General features: G+C 69.6%; 21 protein-coding genes. 16 read left to right on the top strand and 5 right to left on the bottom strand.

The features are described from left to right. Positions 1 to 188: 188 nt before the first annotated feature. Positions 189 to 1136 carry a UDP-glucose 4-epimerase GalE gene (galE, locus tag IEY82_RS36595; RefSeq protein ID WP_189128877.1) on the bottom strand — a complete coding sequence of 316 codons (948 nt, stop codon included), beginning with the start codon at positions 1134 to 1136 and terminating at the stop codon, positions 189 to 191. Positions 1137 to 1222: 86 nt separating this feature from the next. Here galE and IEY82_RS36600 point away from each other — a divergent pair, with 86 nt between their 5' ends. Genes IEY82_RS36600 through IEY82_RS36610 form a run of 3 tightly spaced genes read left to right on the top strand, consistent with a single transcriptional unit; the run spans position 1223 to position 4560 of the window. Further along, positions 1223 to 2536, top strand: coding sequence for a hemolysin family protein (locus tag IEY82_RS36600; protein WP_189128878.1), 1314 nt, complete (start codon positions 1223 to 1225; stop codon positions 2534 to 2536). A 14-nt stretch (positions 2537 to 2550) separates the two neighbouring features. Beyond that, positions 2551 to 3552, top strand: a complete 1002-nt coding sequence (trpS, locus tag IEY82_RS36605) for a tryptophan--tRNA ligase (protein WP_189128879.1) — start codon at positions 2551 to 2553, stop codon at positions 3550 to 3552. Positions 3553 to 3570: 18 nt separating this feature from the next. Beyond that, positions 3571 to 4560, top strand: a complete 990-nt coding sequence (locus IEY82_RS36610) for a YihY/virulence factor BrkB family protein (protein WP_189128880.1) — start codon at positions 3571 to 3573, stop codon at positions 4558 to 4560. On the opposite strand, the gene IEY82_RS36615 is transcribed toward IEY82_RS36610, so the two are convergent. Beyond that, positions 4549 to 5646 (bottom strand): D-alanyl-D-alanine carboxypeptidase family protein, encoded by a 1098-nt coding sequence (locus IEY82_RS36615; protein WP_189128881.1) that lies wholly within the window; start codon positions 5644 to 5646, stop codon positions 4549 to 4551. The genes IEY82_RS36610 and IEY82_RS36615 overlap by 12 nt on opposite strands. An 84-nt stretch (positions 5647 to 5730) precedes the next feature. On the opposite strand from IEY82_RS36615, the gene IEY82_RS36620 reads away from it, so the two are divergent. Further along, positions 5731 to 5934, top strand: coding sequence for an SCO4848 family membrane protein (locus IEY82_RS36620; RefSeq protein ID WP_225264062.1), 204 nt, complete (start codon positions 5731 to 5733; stop codon positions 5932 to 5934). On the opposite strand, the gene IEY82_RS36625 is transcribed toward IEY82_RS36620, so the two are convergent. Further along, on the bottom strand, positions 5894 to 7258 hold the full coding sequence (locus tag IEY82_RS36625) for a peptide ligase PGM1-related protein (RefSeq protein WP_225264060.1): 1365 nt from the start codon (positions 7256 to 7258) through the stop codon (positions 5894 to 5896). The genes IEY82_RS36620 and IEY82_RS36625 overlap by 41 nt on opposite strands. 562 nt (positions 7259 to 7820) lie before the next feature. On the opposite strand from IEY82_RS36625, the gene IEY82_RS36630 reads away from it, so the two are divergent. After that, complete coding sequence (locus IEY82_RS36630; protein ID WP_189128884.1) at positions 7821 to 9053, top strand: amidohydrolase; 1233 nt, start codon at positions 7821 to 7823, stop codon at positions 9051 to 9053. Positions 9054 to 9142: 89 nt separating this feature from the next. On the opposite strand, the gene IEY82_RS36635 is transcribed toward IEY82_RS36630, so the two are convergent. Continuing rightward, positions 9143 to 11086, bottom strand: a complete 1944-nt coding sequence (locus tag IEY82_RS36635; protein ID WP_189128885.1) for a Xaa-Pro dipeptidyl-peptidase — start codon at positions 11084 to 11086, stop codon at positions 9143 to 9145. A 287-nt stretch (positions 11087 to 11373) separates the two neighbouring features. On the opposite strand from IEY82_RS36635, the gene IEY82_RS36640 reads away from it, so the two are divergent. The 7 genes from IEY82_RS36640 to IEY82_RS36670 all read left to right on the top strand — a co-directional run bounded on the left by IEY82_RS36640 (position 11374) and on the right by IEY82_RS36670 (position 18875). Beyond that, the gene (locus IEY82_RS36640; protein ID WP_189128886.1) at positions 11374 to 12444 is read left to right on the top strand and encodes a BMP family lipoprotein; all 1071 of its coding nucleotides are present in this window, start codon (positions 11374 to 11376) and stop codon (positions 12442 to 12444) included. A gap of 83 nt (positions 12445 to 12527) precedes the next feature. Then, entirely contained in the window at positions 12528 to 14135 is a 1608-nt protein-coding gene (locus IEY82_RS36645) for an ABC transporter ATP-binding protein (protein ID WP_189128887.1), read from the top strand. After that, a complete protein-coding gene (locus IEY82_RS36650) occupies positions 14135 to 15274 on the top strand; it encodes an ABC transporter permease (RefSeq protein ID WP_189128888.1) in 1140 nt (379 codons plus the stop codon). Before IEY82_RS36645 ends, IEY82_RS36650 begins: the two co-directional genes overlap by 1 nt. After that, positions 15271 to 16566, top strand: coding sequence for an ABC transporter permease (locus IEY82_RS36655; RefSeq protein WP_189128889.1), 1296 nt, complete (start codon positions 15271 to 15273; stop codon positions 16564 to 16566). Before IEY82_RS36650 ends, IEY82_RS36655 begins: the two co-directional genes overlap by 4 nt. Then, positions 16566 to 16961 (top strand): cytidine deaminase, encoded by a 396-nt coding sequence (locus IEY82_RS36660; RefSeq protein WP_189128890.1) that lies wholly within the window; start codon positions 16566 to 16568, stop codon positions 16959 to 16961. The genes IEY82_RS36655 and IEY82_RS36660 overlap by 1 nt, the downstream gene beginning before the upstream one ends. Then, complete coding sequence (locus tag IEY82_RS36665) at positions 16961 to 18235, top strand: thymidine phosphorylase (RefSeq protein ID WP_189128891.1); 1275 nt, start codon at positions 16961 to 16963, stop codon at positions 18233 to 18235. Before IEY82_RS36660 ends, IEY82_RS36665 begins: the two co-directional genes overlap by 1 nt. Positions 18236 to 18455: 220 nt before the next feature. Continuing rightward, a complete protein-coding gene (locus tag IEY82_RS36670; RefSeq protein WP_189128892.1) occupies positions 18456 to 18875 on the top strand; it encodes a DUF6294 family protein in 420 nt (139 codons plus the stop codon). A gap of 39 nt (positions 18876 to 18914) precedes the next feature. Here IEY82_RS36670 and IEY82_RS36675 read toward each other — a convergent pair whose 3' ends face one another. Then, on the bottom strand, positions 18915 to 19298 hold the full coding sequence (locus IEY82_RS36675; protein WP_189128893.1) for a MarR family winged helix-turn-helix transcriptional regulator: 384 nt from the start codon (positions 19296 to 19298) through the stop codon (positions 18915 to 18917). A gap of 214 nt (positions 19299 to 19512) precedes the next feature. Here IEY82_RS36675 and IEY82_RS36680 point away from each other — a divergent pair, with 214 nt between their 5' ends. The 4 genes from IEY82_RS36680 to IEY82_RS36695 are packed head-to-tail and all read left to right on the top strand — an operon-like array spanning position 19513 to position 22237. Beyond that, positions 19513 to 20169 (top strand): AMIN-like domain-containing (lipo)protein, encoded by a 657-nt coding sequence (locus IEY82_RS36680; protein ID WP_189128894.1) that lies wholly within the window; start codon positions 19513 to 19515, stop codon positions 20167 to 20169. A 4-nt stretch (positions 20170 to 20173) separates the two neighbouring features. Next, positions 20174 to 20521: a cupin domain-containing protein gene (locus tag IEY82_RS36685; protein WP_189128895.1), complete on the top strand. Its 348-nt coding sequence runs from the start codon at positions 20174 to 20176 to the stop codon at positions 20519 to 20521. Between the two features lie 34 nt (positions 20522 to 20555). After that, positions 20556 to 21629, top strand: a complete 1074-nt coding sequence (locus IEY82_RS36690; protein ID WP_189128896.1) for an adenosine deaminase — start codon at positions 20556 to 20558, stop codon at positions 21627 to 21629. Further along, positions 21626 to 22237, top strand: coding sequence for a PH domain-containing protein (locus IEY82_RS36695; protein WP_189128897.1), 612 nt, complete (start codon positions 21626 to 21628; stop codon positions 22235 to 22237). The genes IEY82_RS36690 and IEY82_RS36695 overlap by 4 nt, the downstream gene beginning before the upstream one ends. Positions 22238 to 22242 lie beyond the last annotated feature (5 nt).

A 22242-nucleotide genomic window follows, 5' to 3' on the forward strand; every position in this document is an offset into this window, starting at 1 on the left:
GCTTTCCGTCACGGTGCAGGGAGCGCTCGGTTCCGACGCCGGAGCCGGGATCGGCGTGACGAAGACCACGGCCGCTCCGGCGCTCAGGCTGCCCAGGATGACGAGGACGGCGAAGAGCAGCTTCGTGACCCTTGGTGAAAAGCTCCTCACATTTCGGTATCAGAGCATATATCTGGCGGCTGTATACCTCATTTGCCGGAAAGCGCTGCCCAGGCATCGGAGACGATGTCGCGCAGCGCCGGCCGCTCGGCCTTCCAGCCCAGCTCACGCTGGATTTTCGCCGAGGAGGCGACCAGCTCGGCGGGGTCGCCGTCGCGGCGCGGCCCGAGGACGGCGGGGATCTCGTGACCGGTGACCTCGCGGCAGACGGAGATCACCTCCTGGACGGAGAAGCCGGCGCCGCTGCCGAGGTTGTAGATCGCGTGCGCTCCCTCGGTGACCGCCTCCAGTGCCAGCAGGTGGGCGCGGGCGAGGTCGGCCACATGGATGTAGTCGCGAACGCACGTTCCGTCGGAGGTGGGGTAGTCGGTGCCGAAGACGCTTACCGACTCGCGCTCGCCGGTGGCGACTTTGAGCACGTTGGGGATGAGATGGGTCTCGATCGCGTGCCGCTCGCGGTAGCGGCCGTAGGCGCCGGCCACGTTGAAGTAACGCAGGCTGACGGCCCCGAGCCCGCGCAGCCCCGCGTACGCGGTGAGCGCGGTGTCGACGGCCAGCTTGGAGGCGCCGTAGGGGTTGGTGGGCCGGGTCGGGTCGGTCTCCAGGATGGGGGAGCGCTCCGGCTCGCCGTAGGTGGCCGCCGTGGAGGAGAACACGATCCGGCGCACGCCCCGCTCGTGCATCGCCTCCAGCAGTGCCAGCGTGCCGCCGAGGTTGTGCGACCAGTAGAGACCGGGATCGGCCACCGACTCGCCGACCAGCGACTTGGCCGCGAAGTGCAGCACCGCGTCGACGCCCGCCAGAGTGTCGCCGGGCTCGCTGATCGACCCCTGGACGAACCGGGCCCCCTCCGGCACCGCGTCGGCGTGCCCGGTCGACAGGTCGTCGAGCACGGTCACCTCGTGGCCCGCCTCGACGAGTTGCGCCGCGACGACACTGCCGACATATCCGGCACCCCCGGTCACCAGCAGTCTCATGTCCACCCCTGTTGGAATATGTTTGATTTTGTACGGCTCGCCGTTCAGCATACGTGGGAAAGGCGTTGAGTACGCTGCCAACCACCATGTTTGACACCGTCGTCGCCAATATCGTCCTGGTCCTGCTCTTCATTCTGGTCGGCGGTTTCTTCGCGGCCGCCGAGATGGCGATGGTCAGTTTGCGCGAGAGTCAGGTGCGCAAGCTCGCCCAGCACGGCCGCCGGGGAGAGCGGGTCGCCAAACTGGCCCGTGACCCCAACCGGTTCCTGTCGGCCGTGCAGATCGGGGTGACGGTCGCCACCATGCTGTCGGCCGCGTTCGGCGCCGACCGGCTCGGCATGCAGCTCGCGCCCGTCCTGGAGCGGTGGGGGGCGCCGGCCGCGCTCGCCGACGTGCTCGCGCTCGTCCTGGTCACGCTGGCCATCTCGTACGTGTCGCTGGTGCTCGGCGAGCTGGCGCCCAAGCGGCTGGCCAGGCAGCGGGCCGAGGGCTTCGCGCTGTTCGTGGCGCCCTTCCTCGACCGGATCGCCGCCCTGTCGCGGCCGATCATCTGGGCGCTGTCGAAGTCGACCGACGGCGTGGTCAGGCTGCTGGGCGGCAACCCGCAGGCCGACACCGAAGAGGTGACCACCGAGGAGCTGCGCGACATGGTGGTCGGCCACACCGACCTCACGGCCGACGAGCGCCACCTGATCGCCGAGGTGTTCGCCGCCGGCAAGCGTCAGTGCCGCGAGGTGATGCTGCCGCGGACCGAGGTCGAGTTCATGGAGGCCGACACCCCGCTGGCCGAGGCGGCGGTGCTGGTGGCGGCGCTGCCCCACTCGCGCTTCCCGGTCTACCGCGAGTCCTACGACGAGGTCATCGGGTTCGTGCACGTGCGCGACCTGCTCGACCCGGTGCTCACCGGCCGCATCGAGCCGATCAGCGAGCTGGTGCCGATCAGGCCGGTCAAGTTCGTGCCCGCCTCCAAACGGGTGCTCACCACCCTGTCGGAGATGCGCGACGAGGGACACCACCTGGCCATCGTGGTCGACGAGTACGGCGGCACGGCCGGCATCGTCACCCTCGAGGACCTGGTCGAGGAGCTGATCGGCGACATCAGGGACGAGTACGACGTCGAGGGCGACACGGTCGTCCTCCCGGCCGGCGAGATCGAGATCGACGGGCTGACCAACCTCAACGACTTCGCCGCCGAGACCGGCATCAAGCTGCCCAGCGGGCCGTACGAGACGCTGGGAGGGTTCGTGATGGCCGTGCTCGGGCACGTCCCCACCGTGGGTGAGAAAGTGGAGGTGCCGGGGTTCGAGCTGACCGTCACCGAGCTCGACGGCCGCCGCATCGCCCGCGTGAGAGTGAAACGCCGACCTGTCATCGAGTCGGCGACCGACCAGGATTCCTGACACAATTACCTGCTATGGCCAGACCTCGTGTTCTTTCCGGCATCCAGCCCACCGCGGACTCCTTCCACCTGGGCAACTACCTGGGTGCGGTCCGTCAATGGGTTCCGCTGCAGGAGACCCACGACGCCTTCTACAGCGTGGTCGATCTGCACGCGATCACCGTGCCGACCGACCCGGCCGACCTGCGCCGCCGCACCCGCGTGGCCGCCGCGCAGCTGTTCGCCGCCGGGCTCGACCCCGAGCGGTCGACCCTGTTCGTGCAGTCGCACGTGCGCCAGCACACGGAGCTGGCCTGGATCCTGATCTGCCTGACCGGCATGGGCGAGGCCGGCCGGATGACGCAGTTCAAGGACAAGTCGGCCAGGTTCGGGGAGAGCGCCGCCAGTGTCGGGCTCTTCACCTACCCGATCCTGCAGGCCGCCGACATCCTCGTCTACCAGGCCGACAGCGTGCCCGTCGGCGCCGACCAGAAGCAGCACCTCGAGCTGACCCGTGACCTGGCCCAACGCTTCAACCACCGCTTCGGCGACACGTTCACGCTGCCCGAGCCGTACATCCTCAAGGAGGTCGAGAAGATCACCGACCTCCAGGACCCGACGGCCAAGATGTCCAAGTCGTCGTCCAGCCCGGCGGGCATCCTCGACGTGCTGGAGCAGCCCGGTCCGCTGCGCAAGAAGGTGATGCGCGCGGTCACCGACACCGGCTCCGAGGTGCTCTTCGACGAGGAGAACAAGCCCGGTGTGTCCAACCTGCTGCGCATCCAGTCGGCGCTGACCGGCACGCCGATCCCCGAGCTGGTCACCCGCTACCAGGGCCAGGGCTACGGCGCCTTCAAGAAGGACGTGGCCGAGGCGGTGGCCGACACCTTCACGCCGATCCGCGAGCGTACGGAGAAGCTGCTGTCGGACGAGGCCGAGCTCGACCGGCTGCTGGCGATCGGCGCCGAGCGCGCCCGCCAGGTCGCCGAGCAGACCATGATCGAGGTCCGCGACCGCATCGGCTTCCTGCCCACCTGACGGCCGGCGACGAGCACCATGTCAGGCCTGACCGAGCGGATCGCGGCGGCGAAGGCCAAGGGGCGCCGCCTGGTCGAAGACTGGAGGGTCCGGCGCCCCTGGCTCGACCATCTGATCAGGACCGCCCAGCGCTATGAGCTCCAGAGCGGCAACCGGCTGGCGGGCGCGGTCACCTACTTCGCGTTCCTGTCGTTCTTCCCGCTGATCGCGCTGGCCTTCGCGGTGCTCGGCTACGTCCTGAGCAACGACCAGAACGCCATCGACGCGCTGACCCAGGCCATCGACGACCAGTTCCCCGGCTTCGCCGAGCAGCTCGACATCAACGGCATCGCGCAGGCGAAGGCGACCGCCGGGATCATCGGTCTGCTCGGCCTGCTCTACGCCGGGCTGGGCGCCGTCGACGCGCTGCGCGGAGCGCTGCGCGAGATGTCGATGACGACCACGCCGCCGCTCAACTTCTTCCTCGGCAAGCTGCGCGACCTGGTCTCGCTCATCCTGCTGGGGCTGACCATCCTGGCCTCGGTGGCGGTCTCCGGGTTCGCCACCCAGGCGACGACGACGGTGGTGAGCTTCCTCAACCTCGACGCCACGGGGTTCAACACCGGAGGGTTGTTCCTCGCCGGGCTCGCGGCCGGGCTGGCCGCCGACTGGCTGATCTTCGTGATCGTGCTGGGCTGGGTCGCCCCGCCGGTCGGGCCCTTCCGGTACGTCGCCCGTGGCGCGTTGCTCGGCGCGATCGGGTTCGGGCTGCTCAAGCAACTGGCCGGGCTGCTGCTGAGCCACACGCTCGGCAACCCGCTGTACGGCACTTTCGCAGTCATCGTGGGGCTGCTGCTCTGGATCAACTTCTCGGCCCGGCTCGTGCTCTACGTCGCCGCCTGGACGGCGACGGCGGGGCTCAGCCCTCCTCCCGCGCCCTCGCCGATCCCGTCCAGCGGGTCGCCGGAGGACGAACCCTCGAAGAACGGGGCGCCGCCTGGGCAGACGGGCGGCTCCTCAGCGGCGTGAGCGCTTGCGGCGGATGCCGTACCAGAGCCACATCACCCCGAGCAGCAGCCCGCCGCCGACCACGGCCGAGCCGACCAGGCGGCTGGTGTCGGTCCGCTGGGACGCGTCGAGCATCGGCGGCGGCTTGACGGGCGACGAGGCGGCCGGCGACGCGGTGACCTGACGCTGCACCGGCGGCTTGACGGGGAGCGGGTCGACCAACTGGCCGACCGGTGTGACCTTGCCCCTGGCGGCGAAGCCCCAGTCGAGGAGGTCGGCCACCTCGTCCCAGAAGTAGCCCTCGTGCCGCATGATCGTGACGATGATCGTGTGGCCGTCGCGCGTGGCCGCGCCGATGAAGCTGCCCTGCGCCTTCGACGTCCAGCCGTTCTTGACGCCGATCATGCCCTTGTAGCGCCAGAGCAGCTTGTTGTGGTTGCTGATCTCGTAGTAGTTCTTGGGCGCCGGGAACTTGGCGGTCTTGGTGCTGATGTATCGCCGGAAGTCAGGGTTGGCGAGGCCGGCCCGCGCGATCAGCGCCAGGTCGTAGGCCGAGCTGCTCTGCCCCGGCTGGTCCAGGCCGCTGGGCGTCTTGGCCACGGTGTCGTTCGCCTGCAGGCGCTTGGCCACGGCGTTCATGTCGCGCAGCGTCTTCGCCAGGCCGCCGTTCGTCTCGGCCAGCGCCATGGCGGCGTCGTTGCCGGACGACATCATCAGCGCCTTGAACAGGTCGTCCACCTTGTAGATGGGCTTGGTGGTCAGCCCGACCGCGCTGCCCTCCTGGTTGGCCGCGTTGCGGCTCGGCCTGACCGTGAGCTTCTTGTCGAGCAGGGGGATGAGCGTGAGCGCGGTCAGCGCCTTGAGCGTGCTGGCCGGGAGGAGACGGCCATGTGGGTTCTTCGCCGCGAGCACCTGCCCGGTCTCGGCGTCGGCGATCACGTACGAGGTGGCCTTGCTCTTCGGCGGGGCCTTGACTCCGTCGGGGGCGACGAGTCCACGGCTGCTCAGCGACTCGCCCCCGATCGGGGTGGCAGGAGCGGCGTGGGCGCCCCCGGTGAGAGCGACCGTCGTGAGGAGTGCCGCGGCAGGCACCAGTTTCGTCCACATGGCGGGTCTCAGAGTAGCTTCGAGTCATAGCCCATGTGGCGACACATCCCCCGAAGGTCACACCTCGATACAAGAGAGATGGTTATGTCGCGAAAGATCGCCGGATTCCTCATCGTTCTCGGCGTTTTCATGATCTTCGAGTGGATCAATCTTGGGTTTAACCTGGCAGACGGCCATGAGACCGGCTTCTATGTGGTGCACGGCATCCTGATCGTGGTCAACGTCGTGCTGGGGGTGGTGCTCGGCGTCATCGGGTGGAGGGGTCTCCGCAGAGCGCGCGGCGAGTGATCCGGTGCAGCTCGTCGGCCTCCTCGCGGGAGTCGCCGATGGAGGTGAACCCCAGCTTGCCGTGCTCGGGGATGGCTCCCAGGAGGTGGAAGACGTTGCCGGTGCGGCCGGCCGGGTCGAACCCGAGCCCGAGCCGCTCCGCCATCCGCACGACCTCGCCGGGAGTGCGTCCCCGCAGGCAGGCGGCGGCGCAGTTGTCGGTCGCGGTGTAGTACTTCGGCTGGTCGCCGACCATCAGCAGGCCGGTGTCCGGGTCGTAGGAGGCGCCGGTCGTCAGCAACGCGGCTCCGAAGGGGTGGGTGGTGCCGCCGATGCGCAGGTTGATCTCGCAGAGCAACGCGGCGTAACCCGCGTCGGTCTTCATCGCGAAGAAGTCCATGCCGAACAGCCCCACCACGCCCCGCTCCGCCAGGATCCGCGCGATCCGGTCGGCCGAGTCGCCGACCTCGGCCCGGTACTCGGGAGCCGCCGGAAACGTGCAGCCCTGGTAGACGTCGTTGTTGACGCCGCCGAGCACCTGGTCGTGCGTGGCGACCACGTCGTGGTGGCCTCCCGGCGTGATCCGGGCCAGCGCGCTCGGATAGTAGAGCGGCCGGTGCTCGATGAACTCCTCGACCACGCCGCCCCGCTCGGCGATCTTGGCGGTGAAGCTCTCCCAGGTCTCGCCCGCGGCCGAGAAGCTGGTGCCCTGCCGGTCGCTCTTGCTGACGATGGCGTTGCCCAGGCCCGAGTAGCCGTCGTTCAGCTTGACCATGACCCGGTCGCCGGGGAGCGACTCCAGGGCGTCCTCGATCGCGGCCACCGTGCGCACGTCGCCGAACCCTCTGGCCATCGGCACGCCGGCCTCCAGCCCGACCTCGCGCGAGCCGCTCTTGGAGCCGTAGTAGGCGAGCGACGTGGCCGGACCGTAGATGGGGACGTTGAGTGACGAGGCGAGCTCCTCCTCCAGGGTGCTGAGCACGAACGGCACGATCCAGGCGTCGCCGTCGATGGCCGCGCGCACCCGCTCGATCGCGTCGGGGCGGGAGAGCAGCGTTCTGGTCAGCGGCTGGGAGGTGGGGTCGTCGAGGCTGATCAACGTCAGCCGGGCGGCGGCGTCGGCCGGGTCGGGCAGGAAGCCGAAGTAGTAGTCGACGATGTCCGGATCGATGGGCGCGGAGGAGAGGTAGACCACCTTGACCCTGGGCTCGCGGAGCGTGAGCAAGAGGAAGAGGAGACGCTCCTCGTACCACCTGGCTCCGGTGATGCGGCGCAACTCGTCCTGCGGCAGAGAGAGCGAGGGCACGACCACCAGGGTCCCCTCGCTCGGCTCGAAGATGCTCAACTGTGCATACTTCTCCCCGAACGGGATTTTAGTGATCATAATGCGAGTGAAACACGCATTCTTCTCAGAAACAGCCATCGCCGCAGTGTGATGACCATGTCGGAAGGTGACAGGATTCGGAATCGTGGAGCACGTTTGGAAGTGGGCTCATCGGGTCACCTACTAATGATCCCTTATGACTATTTCCTGATCAACTCTGTGCTCACTCAGCGTGACGACCCATGGTTGCGGGCATGCCGTCGGCTAACTTTTGGTGTAGTTGTCGGCGAAGCACCTCGCGAGAGCGATAAAGTCGAAGCATCGCCATCGGGCTCATGGCTCACCGCCAGCAGGGTCCAGGCTGCGGCGGTTCTCCCACACACTGGGGGCCGAGGCCCGCGACCCGTGTTGACGATCCCTGACACCGGATCCCAGGGATGAGGGTTCGATTTCATCGGCTGCTGCCCTGATCGGACAGCCGCCACAAGTGAGACCACCGACGGACAAAAAACGATATTTGTTGCTATGAGCCGCGTGACGGTGGGTAGAGGCCGTCGCACGGCACGTGACGGGACGGTGACTGATGCAGGGGCGTGAGCTGCGGGGGGAACTCGACGCGTTCCTGGCGGAGCACGAGCGGGAGCTGGTGGCGTTCCGGCGCGACCTGCACATGCATCCTGAGCTGGCCTTCGCCGAATACCGGACGACGCAGCGGATCGCCGAGCGGCTGACCGCCGCCGGTCTGGTGCCGTCCGTGCTGCCGAGAGGCAGTGGAGTCATCTGCGACGTGGGCAGCGGCGACGGCCCCACCATCGCGCTCCGCGCCGACATCGACGCGCTGGCCCTCGCGGACGAGAAGGACGTGTCCTACCGCTCGACCGCCCCCGGCGCCTGCCACGCGTGCGGGCACGACGTGCACACCGCCATCCTGCTCGGCACCTCGATCTTCCTCGCCCAGCAGGCCGCGGCCGGCCTGCTGCCCGGCCGGGTCCGGCTCATCTTCCAGCCCGCCGAGGAGCTGCCCGGCGGCGCGCTCGAGGTCATGGCCCACGGCGGCATCAGCGGCGTCGACCGCATCTTCGGCCTGCACTGCGACCCGCGCGTCGACGTCGGCCAGATCGGGCTCAAGGCCGGTCCCATCACCTCGGCCTGCGACAAGCTGGTCATCAGGGTGTCGGGCCCCGGCGGCCACACCGCGCGGCCGCACCTGACGGCCGACCTCGTCTTCGCCCTCGCCAAGATCCTCACTGAGCTGCCCGCCGCCCTGTCCCGCCGCGTCGACCCGCGCAGCTCGCTCAGCCTGGTCTGGGGCAAGGTCGTGGCCGGTTCGGCGGCCAACGCGATCCCCGACGACGGCGTGGCCGAGGGCACCGTCCGCTGCCTCGACGAGAACGCCTGGCACGCCGCGCCCGACCTCATCAAGGCCCTCCTCGACTCCGTCGCCGGCGCCTACGGCGTCGAGGCCACGATGGAATACACCCGGGGCGTGCCGCCGGTGGTCAACGACGAGATGAGCATCGAGATGCTGGCCGAGGCGGCCCAGCGCGCGCTGGGCACCGGGTCGGTCGTCGCCACCCAGCAGTCGCTGGGCGGCGAGGACTTCGCCTGGTACCTCGAGTCGATCCCCGGCGCCTTCGCCCGGCTCGGCACCCGGTCGCCGGGCGGGCTCACGCACGACATCCACCAGGGCACCTTCGACGTGGACGAGGACGCGATCGGCATGGGCGTCCGCCTCATGGCCGCCACCGCGCTCACCGCCCTGTGGGAGTCACGGCCGGTCACGGTCGCCGAAGAGTCGATCACCACTCCGGCCTAGCGCCGGCACCACCCCGGGCCGGCGCCACGATCGCTCCGGGCTGAGCGCCGCCGCCCTGGCCCGGACTCCGGGCCAGGGCGGCTCCCCGGTCAGGTCAGTTTGCCGACCGACACGGGCAGGGTGAGCGACGAGCGCGACGGTGAGACGGTGATCCTGGTCCCCTCCGGATAGCGCAGCGTGTAGTCGCGGTCCGTGGAGATGATCACCAGGCCCAGTTGGTGTCCCTTCTTGAACACGTAGTCCGTCGGCTGCAGGTCCCAGTCGAAGGAATACTCGCGGCCGGGGCGTACGGGCTCGGTCCGGTCCGCGCGGTTCCGGTTGCGGACGTCCAGCCAACCCCTGGTGACGATCTTGTACGGGGTCGTGGCGGTGCCCAGCCGGCGCAGCGCGGTGCAGCCCGTGTCACCCGGCACGCCCTGGCCGTAGCAGAGCGTCTCGCCGGTGGGGACGAGCGTGCCGTTCGCCCGGACGTCCGTGCCGTAGTCGACGAGCAGCGCCGTCAGGTACGGCGACGAGCCGTCCGCCATCGAGGCCCGGACCGACACCGTGGGCGTGCCCGAGATCCGGACGTCCGCCGGTAGTTCGGAGGTGACGTAGGCCAGACGGTTGGGGTCGGCGGCGGGGAAGGACTGCACCAGATCCTCGGCCGTGCGCGCCTTCTGGTCGGTGAAGGTCTCCTTGGCGCCGTGCGGCCGGGGGAGCAGGCCGAGCTTCGCGCCCGCGCCCGGCCGCAGGCGGACCGGGGTGGCGCCGGGCACCGGCCAGGAACGGTACCGGCCCCACTCGCCGGGGCCGGTCTCGACGTCGGCCTGCGGCTCACTCATGATGCCGCTGTCGATCCCGTACAGCCAGTGGTCGAACCAGCCGTGCAGTTGGCGCAGCCACTCGACGGTACGGAGGCTGAAGGGGTTCATGTGGGTGCCCTGGTGCAGCCAGATCTTGCGCGGGACGTTCCGCTGGGAGATGGCGTACCACCACTGGGCGAACTGCTTGGTCTTGACGTTCCAGTCGTTGAGCCCGTGCACCAGGAAGACGCTGGCCTTCACCTCGCGCACGTCGTTGAGGTAGTTGCGGGAGTCCCAGAACGGGCTGTAGTCGCCGGTGATCCGGTCCTGGGCCGCCGTGAGGTGGTCGACGACCGGGCCGCACACCTGCTGGCCGTCGGCCCGGGTGAGCACGTACTTGGCCAGTACGTCGGCGTCCTCGCCCTGGAAGCCGCCCGGCGCGAGCACGCCGCCGTTGGCCCGGTAGTAGTCGTACCAGGAGGAGATCGCGGCGATCGGCACGATCGTCTCCAGGCCCTTGACGCCGGTCGCGGCGACCGCGTTGGGCAGGGTGCCGTTGTAGGAGACGCCGATCATCCCGACCTTGCCGGTCGACCAGGTGGCCGAGACCGGCTCGCCCTCGGGGGTGAAGCCCTTGGCGCGGCCGTTCAGCCAGTCGATGGCGGCCTTCGGGCCGGCGGTCTCGTTGCGGTCGCCGGTGGTGGGGCAGCCGGTGGCCCGGCCGCTGCCGAGGTTCTCCACCAGTGCGATCGCGTAGCCGCGCGGCACGAAGTAGTTGTCGTAGTAGCCGTCGAAGGGGCCGTCGAAGGGGCCGTCGAAGGGGCCGTCGAAGGGGCCGTCGAAGGGGCCGTCGAAGGGCTCGGCGGCGAGCTTGTCCGTGGGAGCCGAGCGCAGGTTGGGCAGCGGGTTGCCGTTCGCGTCGACGTCCACCGGGTGGTTGGCGACGTCGTTGCCGCCCGCGTAGTAGGGGCTGGCCTCCATGATCACGGGGACCTTGAGGCCCTGCTCGGTCTCCTTGGGGCGCAGGATGTCGACGGCGACCCGGTCGGGCCTGCCGTCGCTGTCGCTGTCGGTCCCCTCCACCTCGACGTAGACGGTCTGCTTGATCGCGTCGGCCCGGGAGAAGACCGGCTGGGTGGCGTTGTCCGCGACGCTGATCGACGGCGCGGCCGCTGTGGCGGGTGTCGTGGTCATGGCCAGTGCGAGGACCGCTACCAGCGGCACGGCCAGCACCTTACGAGGATGCATGAGAGCTCCAGAGGAAATTCCACCTTTGCTCGGAATCTCTGCCATGATCGACCGGACGGCAAGGGCCCCTCCAACGTCAAAGTTGGGCAAAGCTTCCGCATGTGTCGCGTGTCACGCGGCCATGGATTCAGGTCACGGACACGAGTGATGTCGATAACGGAGCGGTTTCGACCCTGTGTGCCGGTTTGGTCTGCCCTGGTCAAGCAACTATCTTCCGTGCAGGGTTGCCGTACATTTCTTCGCGCCCGCGATGAAGTTTGGCGGCGGGGAAGACGGAAGGAGTCGCCTTGCTCAGCAAGCGATTCGGCAGGATGGCCGTCGGCGCGATGGCCGGCACCATGCTCATGGCGGCCGCGGCCTGCGGCGGCAACACGGGGGCGGAGCCCACGACCAGTGCTCAGCCGAGCGGAGACGCCTCCAGCGAGGCGCCGAAGGGGGCTCTCAAGGTCGGCCTGGCCTTCGACATCGGCGGGCGCGGCGACAAGTCCTTCAACGACTCCGCCTACGCCGGCCTGGAGAAGGCCAAGACGGAGCTGGGCGCGGAGATCAAGGAGCTGAGCCCGGCGTCCGACGGCTCCAACCGCGGTGAGCTGCTCCGTCAGCTGGCCGACGCGGGCTACAACCCGATCATCGGCGTCGGCTTCGCCTACGGCGACGACATCAAGAAGACGGCCGAGGAATACCCGGAGATCCAGTTCGCGGTCGTCGACTCGGCCTCCAACGCCGCCAACGTGACCGGCCTGCTGTTCGCCGAGGAGCAGGGCTCCTACCTGGCGGGCGTCGCCGCCGCGACCAAGGCCGAGAGCGGCCACGTCGGCTTCGTCGGCGGTGTCGAGAACGACCTGATCAAGAAGTTCGAGGCGGGCTTCGTGGCCGGCGTCAAGTCGGTCAAGAGCGATGCCAAGATCGACGTGAAGTATCTCAGCCCTGACGGCGACTTCACCGGCTTCAAGGCCCCCGACAAGGGCAAGGTCGTGGCCGAGAAGATGTACCAGGACGGCGCGGAGGTCGTCTACCACGCCTCCGGCGACTCCGGCCTCGGCGTCTTCCAGGCGGCGGCCGCGGCCAAGAAGAAGGCCATCGGCGTCGACTCCGACCAGCGCCAGACCATCAAGGAGACCGACCTGCAGTCGGTCATCATGACCTCGATGCTCAAGCGCGTGGACGTCGGCGTGTTCGAGTACGTCAAGGCCTTCCAGGGCGGCGCCAAGGGCGGCAGCAACGTCATCTACGACCTCAAGGTCGACGGCGTGGGCCTGGCCACCACCGGTGGCGAGATCGACGACATCAAGGACAAGCTCGACGCAGCGAAGAAGGACATCGTCGACGGCAAGATCACGGTTCCGGCCAAGCCGTAACCAGGGCAGGACTTTCGACCGAAGGCCCGGAGACCACGGCTTCCGGGCCTTCTGTCTTATCCCGCCGGTCTAGGAGAGACCCCATGAGCTCGGACCCCCTCGCCGCGGCGCGACCCGCCGTGGAGCTGGCGGGCATCACCAAACGCTTCCCCGGCGTCGTCGCCAACCACGACGTCTGCCTCACCGTCGAACCCGGCACGGTGCACGCGATCGTCGGCGAGAACGGCGCGGGCAAGTCCACCCTGATGAAGATCCTCTACGGCATGCAGCAGCCGGACGAGGGCACCATCAAGGTCAACGGCCAGGAAGTCGCCTTCCGTACGCCGAGTGACGCCATCGCGGCCGGGATCGGCATGGTTCACCAGCACTTCATGCTGGCCGACAACTTCACCGTGCTGGAGAACATCGTCCTCGGCGCCGAGCCGTCGAAGGGCCTCGTGCTCGACTCGGGCCGGGCCCGCGAGCGTGTCAAGGAGCTGGCCGCCGGCCACGGCCTGCAGGTCGGCCCCGACCGACTGGTCGAGGACCTCGGCGTCGGCGACCGGCAGCGGGTGGAGATCCTCAAGGTCCTCTACCGCGGCGCCCGCATCCTGATCCTCGACGAGCCGACCGCGGTGCTCGTGCCGCAGGAGGTCGACGAGCTCTTCGAGACCCTCCGGGAGCTCAAGGCCGGTGGCCTCACCGTCATCTTCATCTCGCACAAGCTCGACGAGGTGCTGAGCATCGCCGACGCGATCACCGTGATCCGGCGCGGCACCACGGTCACCAGCGTCGATCCGCGCGAGGTCACCGCCCGGCAACTGGCCGAGCTCATGGTCGGCAGCGAGCTGCCCACCCCGGAGACCCGCGAGTCGACGGTGACCGACACCGTGATGCTCAAGGTGTCCGGCCTGACCATCGAAGCCGACGGCCACCGGCCGATCCCGAAGGGCGCCTCGGTCTCCGCCTACGCCGACCGGCTCCGCGCCGAGGGCAGGCGGCTGCTGCTGGACGACGTGTCGTTCGAGATCCACCGGGGCGAGATCCTCGGCATCGCCGGGGTCGAGGGCAACGGCCAGTCCGAGCTGATCGAGGCGATCATGGGCATGCGCCCCGCCCACGGCGACATCGCGCTCGGCGGCGAGGACATCACGTCCTGGTCGACGCTGAAGCGCCGCGAGTCGGGCATCGGCTACATCCCCGAGGACCGTCACCGCCAGGGGCTGCTGCTGGAGGCGTCGCTCTGGGAGAACCGCGTGCTCGGCCACCAGACCAGGCCACCCGCGCGCAGCGGCATCTGGATCAACCGGCGCGCCTCCAAGGCCGACACCGAGCGCATCGTCAAGGACTACGACGTGCGCACACCGAGTGTCGACACCCTGGCCCTGGCCCTGTCGGGCGGCAACCAGCAGAAGCTGATCGTCGGCCGCGAGATGAGCAGCGAGCCGACGTTCCTCATCGCCGCCCACCCCACCCGGGGCGTCGACGTGGGCGCGCAGGCCGCCATCTGGGACCACCTGCGCAACGCCCGGGCCGCCGGCCTGGCCGTGCTGCTGATCTCGGCGGACCTCGACGAGCTGATCGGCCTGTCCGACACCCTGCACGTGATCTACAAGGGGCGGCTCGTCGCCCGGCTCGACCCTTCCGATGTCACGCCCGAGCGGCTTGGCGGCTACATGACCGGTGCCATCACCGGCACTGAGGAGACGTGATGCCCGCAGGGCTCTTCCGGGCGCTGCTGACCGTCGCAGGCGCCGTCGCCGCCATCGTGGTGGCCATCGCCATCTCCAGCGTGGCGATCCTGGCGGCGGGCGCCAGCCCGACGCAGGCGTTCGCCGCGTTCTTCGACTTCGGCGAGACCGAGCGCTCGGTGGTCAACGGCATCGCGACCATGCTCAATCGGTCGGTGCCGCTGTTCATCGCCGGCCTGGCGGTGGCCATCGGGTTCCGGATGAACCTCTTCAACATCGGCGTCGAGGGACAGTACAAGATCGCGGCCGTCTGCGCCGCCTACGTCGGCTCGCTGTTCGTGGCGCCCGCCCCGATCCAGATCCTGGTGATCATCGTGGTGGCCGCGGCAGTGGGCGGCCTGTACGCGCTCATCCCGGCCGTGATGAAGGTGACGCGGGGGGTGAACGAGGTCATCTCCACGATCATGCTCAACTTCATCGCGATCCAGCTGGCCGCTTTCCTCGTCCGTGGTCCCTTCACCGGCCAGCGGACCGAGGGCCAGCTCACCACCAACACGCCGCTGCTGCCCGAGTCGGCCTGGTTCCCCAACCTCAACGTGCTGTTCGAGCTGTTCGGGCTGCCCGCGCCCCGTGGCGGCGGGCTGTGGGGGTTCCTGGCGGTGGCGATCCTGCTGGGCATGGGCATCTGGGTGCTGCTGGAGCGCACCAGGTTCGGCTTCGACGTCAAGGCCAGCGGCCTCAACCCGTCGGCCGCGCTGGCCTCGGGCGTCAACCCGAAGAAGATGGTCATCTCGGCGATGGTGCTGTCCGGCGCGGTCGCGGGACTGATCGGGCTGCCCGAGATCCTCGGCGACAAGCACACCTTCGGCTCCAACTTCACTCCCGGCCTGGGCTTCCTGGGCATCGCGGTCGCGCTGCTGGGCCGCAACAAGCCCGCCGGCATCGCGGTCGCCGCCCTGCTCTTCGGCTTCCTCGACCGCGCGCAGGGGCCGCTGCAGTTCGCCAGCGTGCCCCCCTCGGTCATCATGATCATGCAAGGCGCGATCGTTCTCCTGGTGGTCATCGCCAACGAGATCACCAGCAGGATCGCGGTGCGGCACGAGGAACGGCGGGCCGCGCAGCAGCTCGGCAGGAACACTCCCGTTGAGGTGGCAGCATGACGACCGTCGCATCGACCAAGGTGCGCAAGTACCACCTGGCGCTCATCGGCGTCGCCCTGCTGATCCTGCTGATGTCGCTGGTGCGAATCGTGTCCGGGCAGAACGACATCACCTCCTCCGGCACGTTCGCCGCCGCGCTGATGCTGGCGGTGCCGATCGGCCTGGCCGGTCTCGGCGGCCTGTGGGCCGAACGGGCCGGCGTGGTCAACATCGGCCTCGAAGGCATGATGGTGCTCGGCACCTGGTTCGCCGGATGGGCCGGCTACCAGTGGGGAGCCATGGCCGCGCTGCTGGCCGGGCTGATCGCGGGCGCGCTGGGCGGGCTGATCCACGCCGTCGCGACCGTGACGTTCGGCGTCGACCACATCATCAGCGGCGTCGCGATCAACCTGCTCGGCCCCGGCGTCACCCGTTTCCTGTCGGAGGTGTTCTACAAGGAGGGCTCCGCCGCCGGCGAGGCGGGCGCCGGCATCACCACCTCGCCCGCGCTGAAATCGGAGGCGCCGGAGGTCAGCCTGCCGCTGTTGTCCTCGGGGCCGGACTGGCTCGGCAGCCTGGAGCAAACCCACTGGTTCCTGCTCTCCGACCTCGCGGGCATCCTGCGCGGCCTCACCCACGACGTGAACATGCTGGTCATCCTGGCCGTGCTGCTGCTGCCGCTGACGTTCTTCGTGCTCTGGCACACGGCCTTCGGGCTACGGCTCCGCTCGGCCGGTGAGAACCCGTGGGCGGCCGAGTCGCTGGGCGTGAACGTTCCCCTGATCAAGTACGTCGCGGTCGTCATCTCCGGCGCCTTCGCCGGGCTGGGCGGCGTGTTCCTGGTCTTCGTCACCACGAAGTACGTCGAGGGGCAGACGGCGGGACGCGGGTTCATCGGCCTGGCGGCCATGATCTTCGGCAACTGGCGCCCCGGTGGGCTGGCGGCGGGCGCGGCGCTGTTCGGTTACGCCGACGGTCTGCGGCTGCGCAGCACTGGCGCCGTCACGTCGTTCCTGCTGCTCGGGGCGGTGCTGCTGCTCATCTACATCGGCATCAAGCTGCGCGCGATGCTGTCGTCCGGCCAGCCCGCCGAGGCCGTGACCAGGGGCGCGAGAGAATACACTCTCATGGCCGCGGCCGCCGGTGGCTCGATCGTGCTGATCTGGCTCTGGCTGACCGTCGACAAGCTGCCGGACGAATTCGTCAACGTCACGCCGCACGTGCTCACGCTGCTCGTCCTGCTGGTGGCTTCGCAGCGACTGCGGATGCCCAAGGCCGACGGCGTGCGCTATCGCAGGGGGGAACAACACTGATGAGCATCGACTGGGACGCCCTGCGGGCGCAGGCCGCCGAGGCCATGCACCACGCCTACGCCCCCTACTCCAAGTTCCCCGTCGGCGCCGCCGCCCTGGTGGACGACGGCCGGATCGTCACCGGCTGCAACGTCGAGAACGCCTCCTACGGGCTGGGCCTGTGCGCCGAGTGCGGCCTCGTCTCCGCGCTCCAGGCGTCCGGCGGCGGCCGGCTGGTGGCCTTCACCTGCGTCGACGGCCATGGCGAGCTGCTGATGCCGTGCGGGCGCTGCCGCCAGCTGCTCTTCGAGTTCGGCGGTGACGACCTGCTGGTCGAGACCGTCGACGGGCCCAGGCGGATGACCGAGATCCTGCCCTACGCGTTCGGCCCCGACGACCTGTCCAAGACCACCTGATGGACGTCATCGAGGTCATCGTCGCCAAGCGCGACGGTCACGAGCTGACGGCCGCCCAGATCGACTGGGTGATCGACGCCTACACGCGCGGCGAGGTCGCCGACGAGCAGATGTCCGCCCTAGCCATGGCGATCCTGCTCAACGGCATGAACCGGCGCGAGATCGCCGGCTGGACCCAGGCGATGATCCGCTCGGGCGAGCGCATGGACTGGTCCGCGCTCGACCGGCCCACGGCCGACAAGCACTCCACGGGCGGTGTCGGTGACAAGATCACGCTGCCGCTCGCACCGCTGGTGGCCGCCTGCGGCGCGTACGTGCCGCAGTTGTCGGGTCGCGGCCTCGGCCACACCGGCGGCACGCTCGACAAGCTGGAGTCGATCCCCGGCTGGCGGGCGTCGCTGTCCAACGACGAGATGCTGGCGGTGCTCCGCTCGGCCGGCGCGGTCGTCTGCGCGGCCGGCTCGGGCCTCGCGCCCGCCGACAAGAAGCTGTACGCGCTGCGCGACGTGACCGGCACGGTCGAGTCGATCCCGCTGATCGCCTCGTCCATCATGTCGAAGAAGATCGCTGAGGGCACCGGCTCGCTGGTGCTCGACGTCAAGGTCGGCTCCGGGGCCTTCATGAAGACCGTGGAGCGGGCCCGCGAGCTGGCCGAGACCATGGTCGCGCTCGGCACCGACGCGGGCGTGCGCACGGTCGCGCTGCTCACCGCGATGGACCGGCCGCTCGGCCGGGCCGTGGGCAACGCCCTGGAGGTCGAGGAGTCGGTCGAGGTCCTGGCCGGCGGCGGCCCGTCCGACGTGGTCGACCTGACCGTACGGCTGGCGCGCGAGATGCTGGAGGCGGCCGGGATCTCCGGCAAGGACCCCGCCGACGCCCTCAGGGACGGCTCGGCCATGGACAGCTGGCGCCGCATGATCGGCGCCCAGGGCGGCGACCCCGACGCGGTCCTGCCCCGGGCCGCCGAGACCATGACGGTCGAGGCGCCGTTGTCCGGCGTGCTCGGCCGGCTCGACGCCTACGCCGTCGGCCTGGCGGCCTGGCGGCTGGGGGCGGGCCGCGCCCGCAAGGAGGACCCGGTCTCGTTCGGCGCGGGCATCACGCTGCACGCCAAGCCGGGTGACCTGGTGCGTGAGGGGCAGCCGCTGATGACGCTGCACGCCGACGAGACGGTCAGGTTCGAGCGTGCGCTGGCCGCGCTGGAGGGCGGCTACGAGGTCGGCCCGACCGGCCAGGAGCTCCTGCCCCTCGTCATCGAGCGCGTCACCGCCTAGACGGTTGAGAGCAAGGCACAGCTGAGGGGGAGTCCTCTGGCTTCTGGGCTGTGCCGAGCGCGGCTTCGGGGTCTTGACGTCATCACCTGTTTAGAGTACGACTCTAGAGTGAGACTACAAAGAGTGCGGCTGATCGCGGCACTCACCTCGTGGGTGCGCTCCGCGTACACCAGGAGCCCCCACCTCCCCGACCTCAGGCCAAGTCTTCGAGGAGAATTTCGTGAGAGGCATCCGCAAGGCCGCGAGCGTGCTCGTGGCCGCCCTGGCGCTGGCACTTCCCGCCACTGCGACGGCCGGCGCGTCCGCACTCGAACAGAAGAGGTTCATCTGGCGTGGCCCCCTGTCGGCGGGTTACTGCACGATCGAGCCCGGCGCGACCTGGACGCTGTATTCCAACGGGACGGCGCGTCTGGACGCCACGGTCTCCAGCCTCGGCGACGAGGACGCCTGGCTGATGTGGGCGCACCTGAAGGACGGCGCCGGCGCCCTGCTGGGCGACATACGCGTGTACGGGAGCACCAGCACCAAGTTCGTCAAGAACCTGCACGATCGGCGGACCTATCGCTGGATCGCCAAGGGGCGATTCGACCCCGACTTGTTCGACCTGGTCAAGCGCATGTCGCTGAGCAAGCACTGCTGAGCCGGCCCGAACGGCAGGGCCGGAACACCGTCGCGGTCGCTAGATGCGTGCGGGGGTGTCGCCGAACACCTCGGCGAGCACGGCGCGCTGCGTCGGCAGGGCCTCGTGGTGGCGGACGCGGCCGGCGTCGGTGATGGAGACGAAGACGCCGCGCCGGTCGGAGTCGCAGACGTGGCGGACGACGAGACCGGCCTTCTCCAGCCGGGCCACCACGCGCGACAGGGCGCTCTGACTCAGGTGCACCCCGTCGCAGAGCTCCTGCAGCCGTAGCTGCCGGTCGTGACGGACGATGCGGTCGAGCACCTCGAACTCACTGGGGCCGAGCCCGTGCCGCTCGCCGAGCGCGCGTTCGAGCGCGCACATCGCCTTCGCATGCGTGGACAGGACGTACTGCCAGGTCCCGACCACAACCTCCTCGTCCATGGCCGGAGATTACCACCTCCCAAAAGTTCATGCAATGGCATCTAATGTGATTACATTAAATGCCATTGCATGAAACTCCAGGTCTCGCATGGCACCGGTGAGCTCGACCGTGATCGCCGGAATGCGCGGGCCGCCGCACACCCGGAGTGGAAGCCCGCGGCACACGTTGATCTGTCGCCGCTTCACCCGATCGCCCGCCGGGCATCAACCAGGCATGACTCCGACACCCGTCTCCAGGCCGGGCAGGGCGTGGCCGCTTCGCGTCGCCGTGCTGATCTGCTGCCTGACACAGGCCGCCTGCGGCGTACAGAACGGCGCTGCGCAGGACACCGGTGCGCAGGTCACCGGTACGCCGGACACCGGCACGACGAGCTCGGCACCCGGCACCCCCGCGCCGCGGACGCCCGGGGAGACGGCCAGGGAGACGGCCGGACAGGTCCCCGCTCCCACGAGCACCGCGGCCGTGGAGGTCCCGCGTGACGGCCGCGAGCCCGCCCTGCTGACGGGAGTCCGCTACGGCCACCACGACACGTTCGACCGCGTCGTGATCGACTTCCGGGACGGGACCCCCGGCTACACCGCCCGCTGGGTGAACAAGGTGCTACAGGAGGGCTCGGGCGACCCCGTCGACCTCCATGGCCGCGCCTGCCTCCACCTCGTGCTGACCCCCGCCGACGCCCACACCGGGCAGGGCGTCCCCACCTGGACGGGCGGCCCGGTGCCGGCCTCCCTGACGACCATCAAGGACGTGGTCAAGACCGGCGACTTCGAGGGCCGGGTCGGCATCGCGCTGCTCGCCACCGAGCGCAGGCCGTTCCGGATCCGCGAATACACCGGCCCCGACCGCCTGGTCATCGACGTGGCACACTGACCGGGTGAGAAAGATCGAGGGGCCCACCCGGATTCCGGTGCCAGGCGGCAAGGTCATCGACGAGCACGTCGGCCGCGTCAACAGTGGCGACGAGGCGGTCTCCATCGCCCACATGGTCGCGCCGCCCGGCTGGGAGGAGCCCGCCCAGACGCCGTCGTTCACCGAATACACCGTCGTCCTGCGCGGCACGGTCATCGTCGAACACGCCGGCGGCGCCACCGAGGTCGGGGCCGGCCAGAGCCTGGTCACCGAGCCGGGCGAGAAGGTCCGTTACAGCGCGGGCCCGGAAGGCGCCGAGTACATCGCCGTCTGCCTCCCGGCCTTCACTCCCGAGACCGCCAACCGCGCGTAGCCCCAGGGCGGCGGCGGGCTCGTATCATGGCGAGATGAGCCCCACGATTGACCAGATTCGGCGGGCGCCGAAGGTGCTGCTGCACGACCACCTCGACGGCGGCCTCCGGGCCGGCACCATCGTGGACCTGGCACGGGAGACCGGCTACGGCGCGCTGCCCACCACCGACCCCGACAACCTCCGCACCTGGTTCGAGGAGGCGTCCGACTCCGGGTCGCTGGAGCGCTACCTGGAGACGTTCGAGCACACGGTCGGCGTGATGCAGACGCGGGAGAGCCTCGTGCGGGTCGCCGCCGAGTGCGCCGAGGACCTGGCCGCCGACGGCGTCGTCTACGCCGAGGTACGGTTCGCGCCCGAGCAGCACACCACGACCGGGCTCAGCCTCGACGAGGTGGTCGAGGCCGTGCTGGAGGGCTTCGCCAGGGGCTCCGAGGGGCGCGGCATCCGGGTCGGCACCCTGCTGACCGCGATGCGGCACAAGGCGCGCTCGATGGAGATCGCCGAGCTGGCCGTGCGCTACCGCGACGTCGGCGTGGTGGGCTTCGACATCGCCGGGGCCGAGGCCGGCTACCCTCCCACCCGGCACCTCGACGCGTTCGAGTACCTCCAGAGGGAGAACGCGCACTTCACGATCCACGCGGGCGAGGCGTTCGGGCTGCCGTCGATCTGGCAGGCCATCCAGTGGTGCGGGGCCGACCGGCTGGGCCACGGGGTGCGCATCATCGACGACATCTCCGTGGCCGACGACGGCTCCGCCAAGCTGGGCCGGCTGGCCGCCTACGTGCGTGACAAGCGCATCCCGCTGGAGATGTGCCCGACGTCCAACCTGCAGACCGGGGCCGCCTCCTCGATCGCCGACCACCCCATCGGGCTGCTGCGCCGCCTCTACTTCCGGGTCACGGTCAACACCGACAACCGGCTGATGAGCTCGACCGGCCTGTCGCTGGAGTTCGCCAAGCTGGTCGAGGCGTTCGGCTACGGGTGGGACGACCTGCAGTGGTTCACGGTCAACGCGATGAAGTCGGCGTTCATCCCGTTCGACGAGCGGCTGGCGCTGATCAATGGGGTGATCAAGCCGGGGTTCGCGCAGATCAAGTGGCAGTCGTGAAGCAGATTTACCGGTCCCGGTTCGCCTTCGTCCTCGGCTGGGTGTGGGTGGCGTTCGTCGCGCTCAACACGGTCGACCTGATCCTCCGCTTCACCGGCAAGTCGTCGATGGTGGCGCTGGCCGTGCTCGGGGTGCTGACCACGATCGTCTACACGACCGCGCTGCGGCCCGCCACCGTGCTCGCCGAGGACGAGCTGGTCGTCCGCAACCCGCTGCGCACCACGTACGCGCCGTGGGCCTCGGTGACGGACGCGACCGTGTCGCACTCGATCAACGTGCACCTGGCCGGCGACCGGACCCTGCGCCTGTGGACCCCGACCAGTTCGGCCAGAGAGCGGGCCAAGGCGCGGCGCCGGGTCGGGGCGAGGCCCCAGCGAGGCAGGTTCCCGACCGAGCCCACCCTGTCCAAGGGCGAGCAGGCCGCGGCCGAGGCGTTCGCCGGCAAGACGCACGCCGACTGGCTGGGCGAGCAGATCACCGAGCGCGCCGAGGCGGCCGACCGGCGCGGAGAGCAGGCCGCGCCGGTCCGGGAGAAATGGGCGATCGACTCGTTCGTGGTCCTCGCCGTGGCGCTCGCGCTGGTGATCGCCGCGCTCGTCGTGCCCTGACGTGC

The organism is Nonomuraea cavernae, from assembly GCF_014646355.1.
Taxonomy (GTDB): domain Bacteria; phylum Actinomycetota; class Actinomycetes; order Streptosporangiales; family Streptosporangiaceae; genus Nonomuraea; species Nonomuraea cavernae.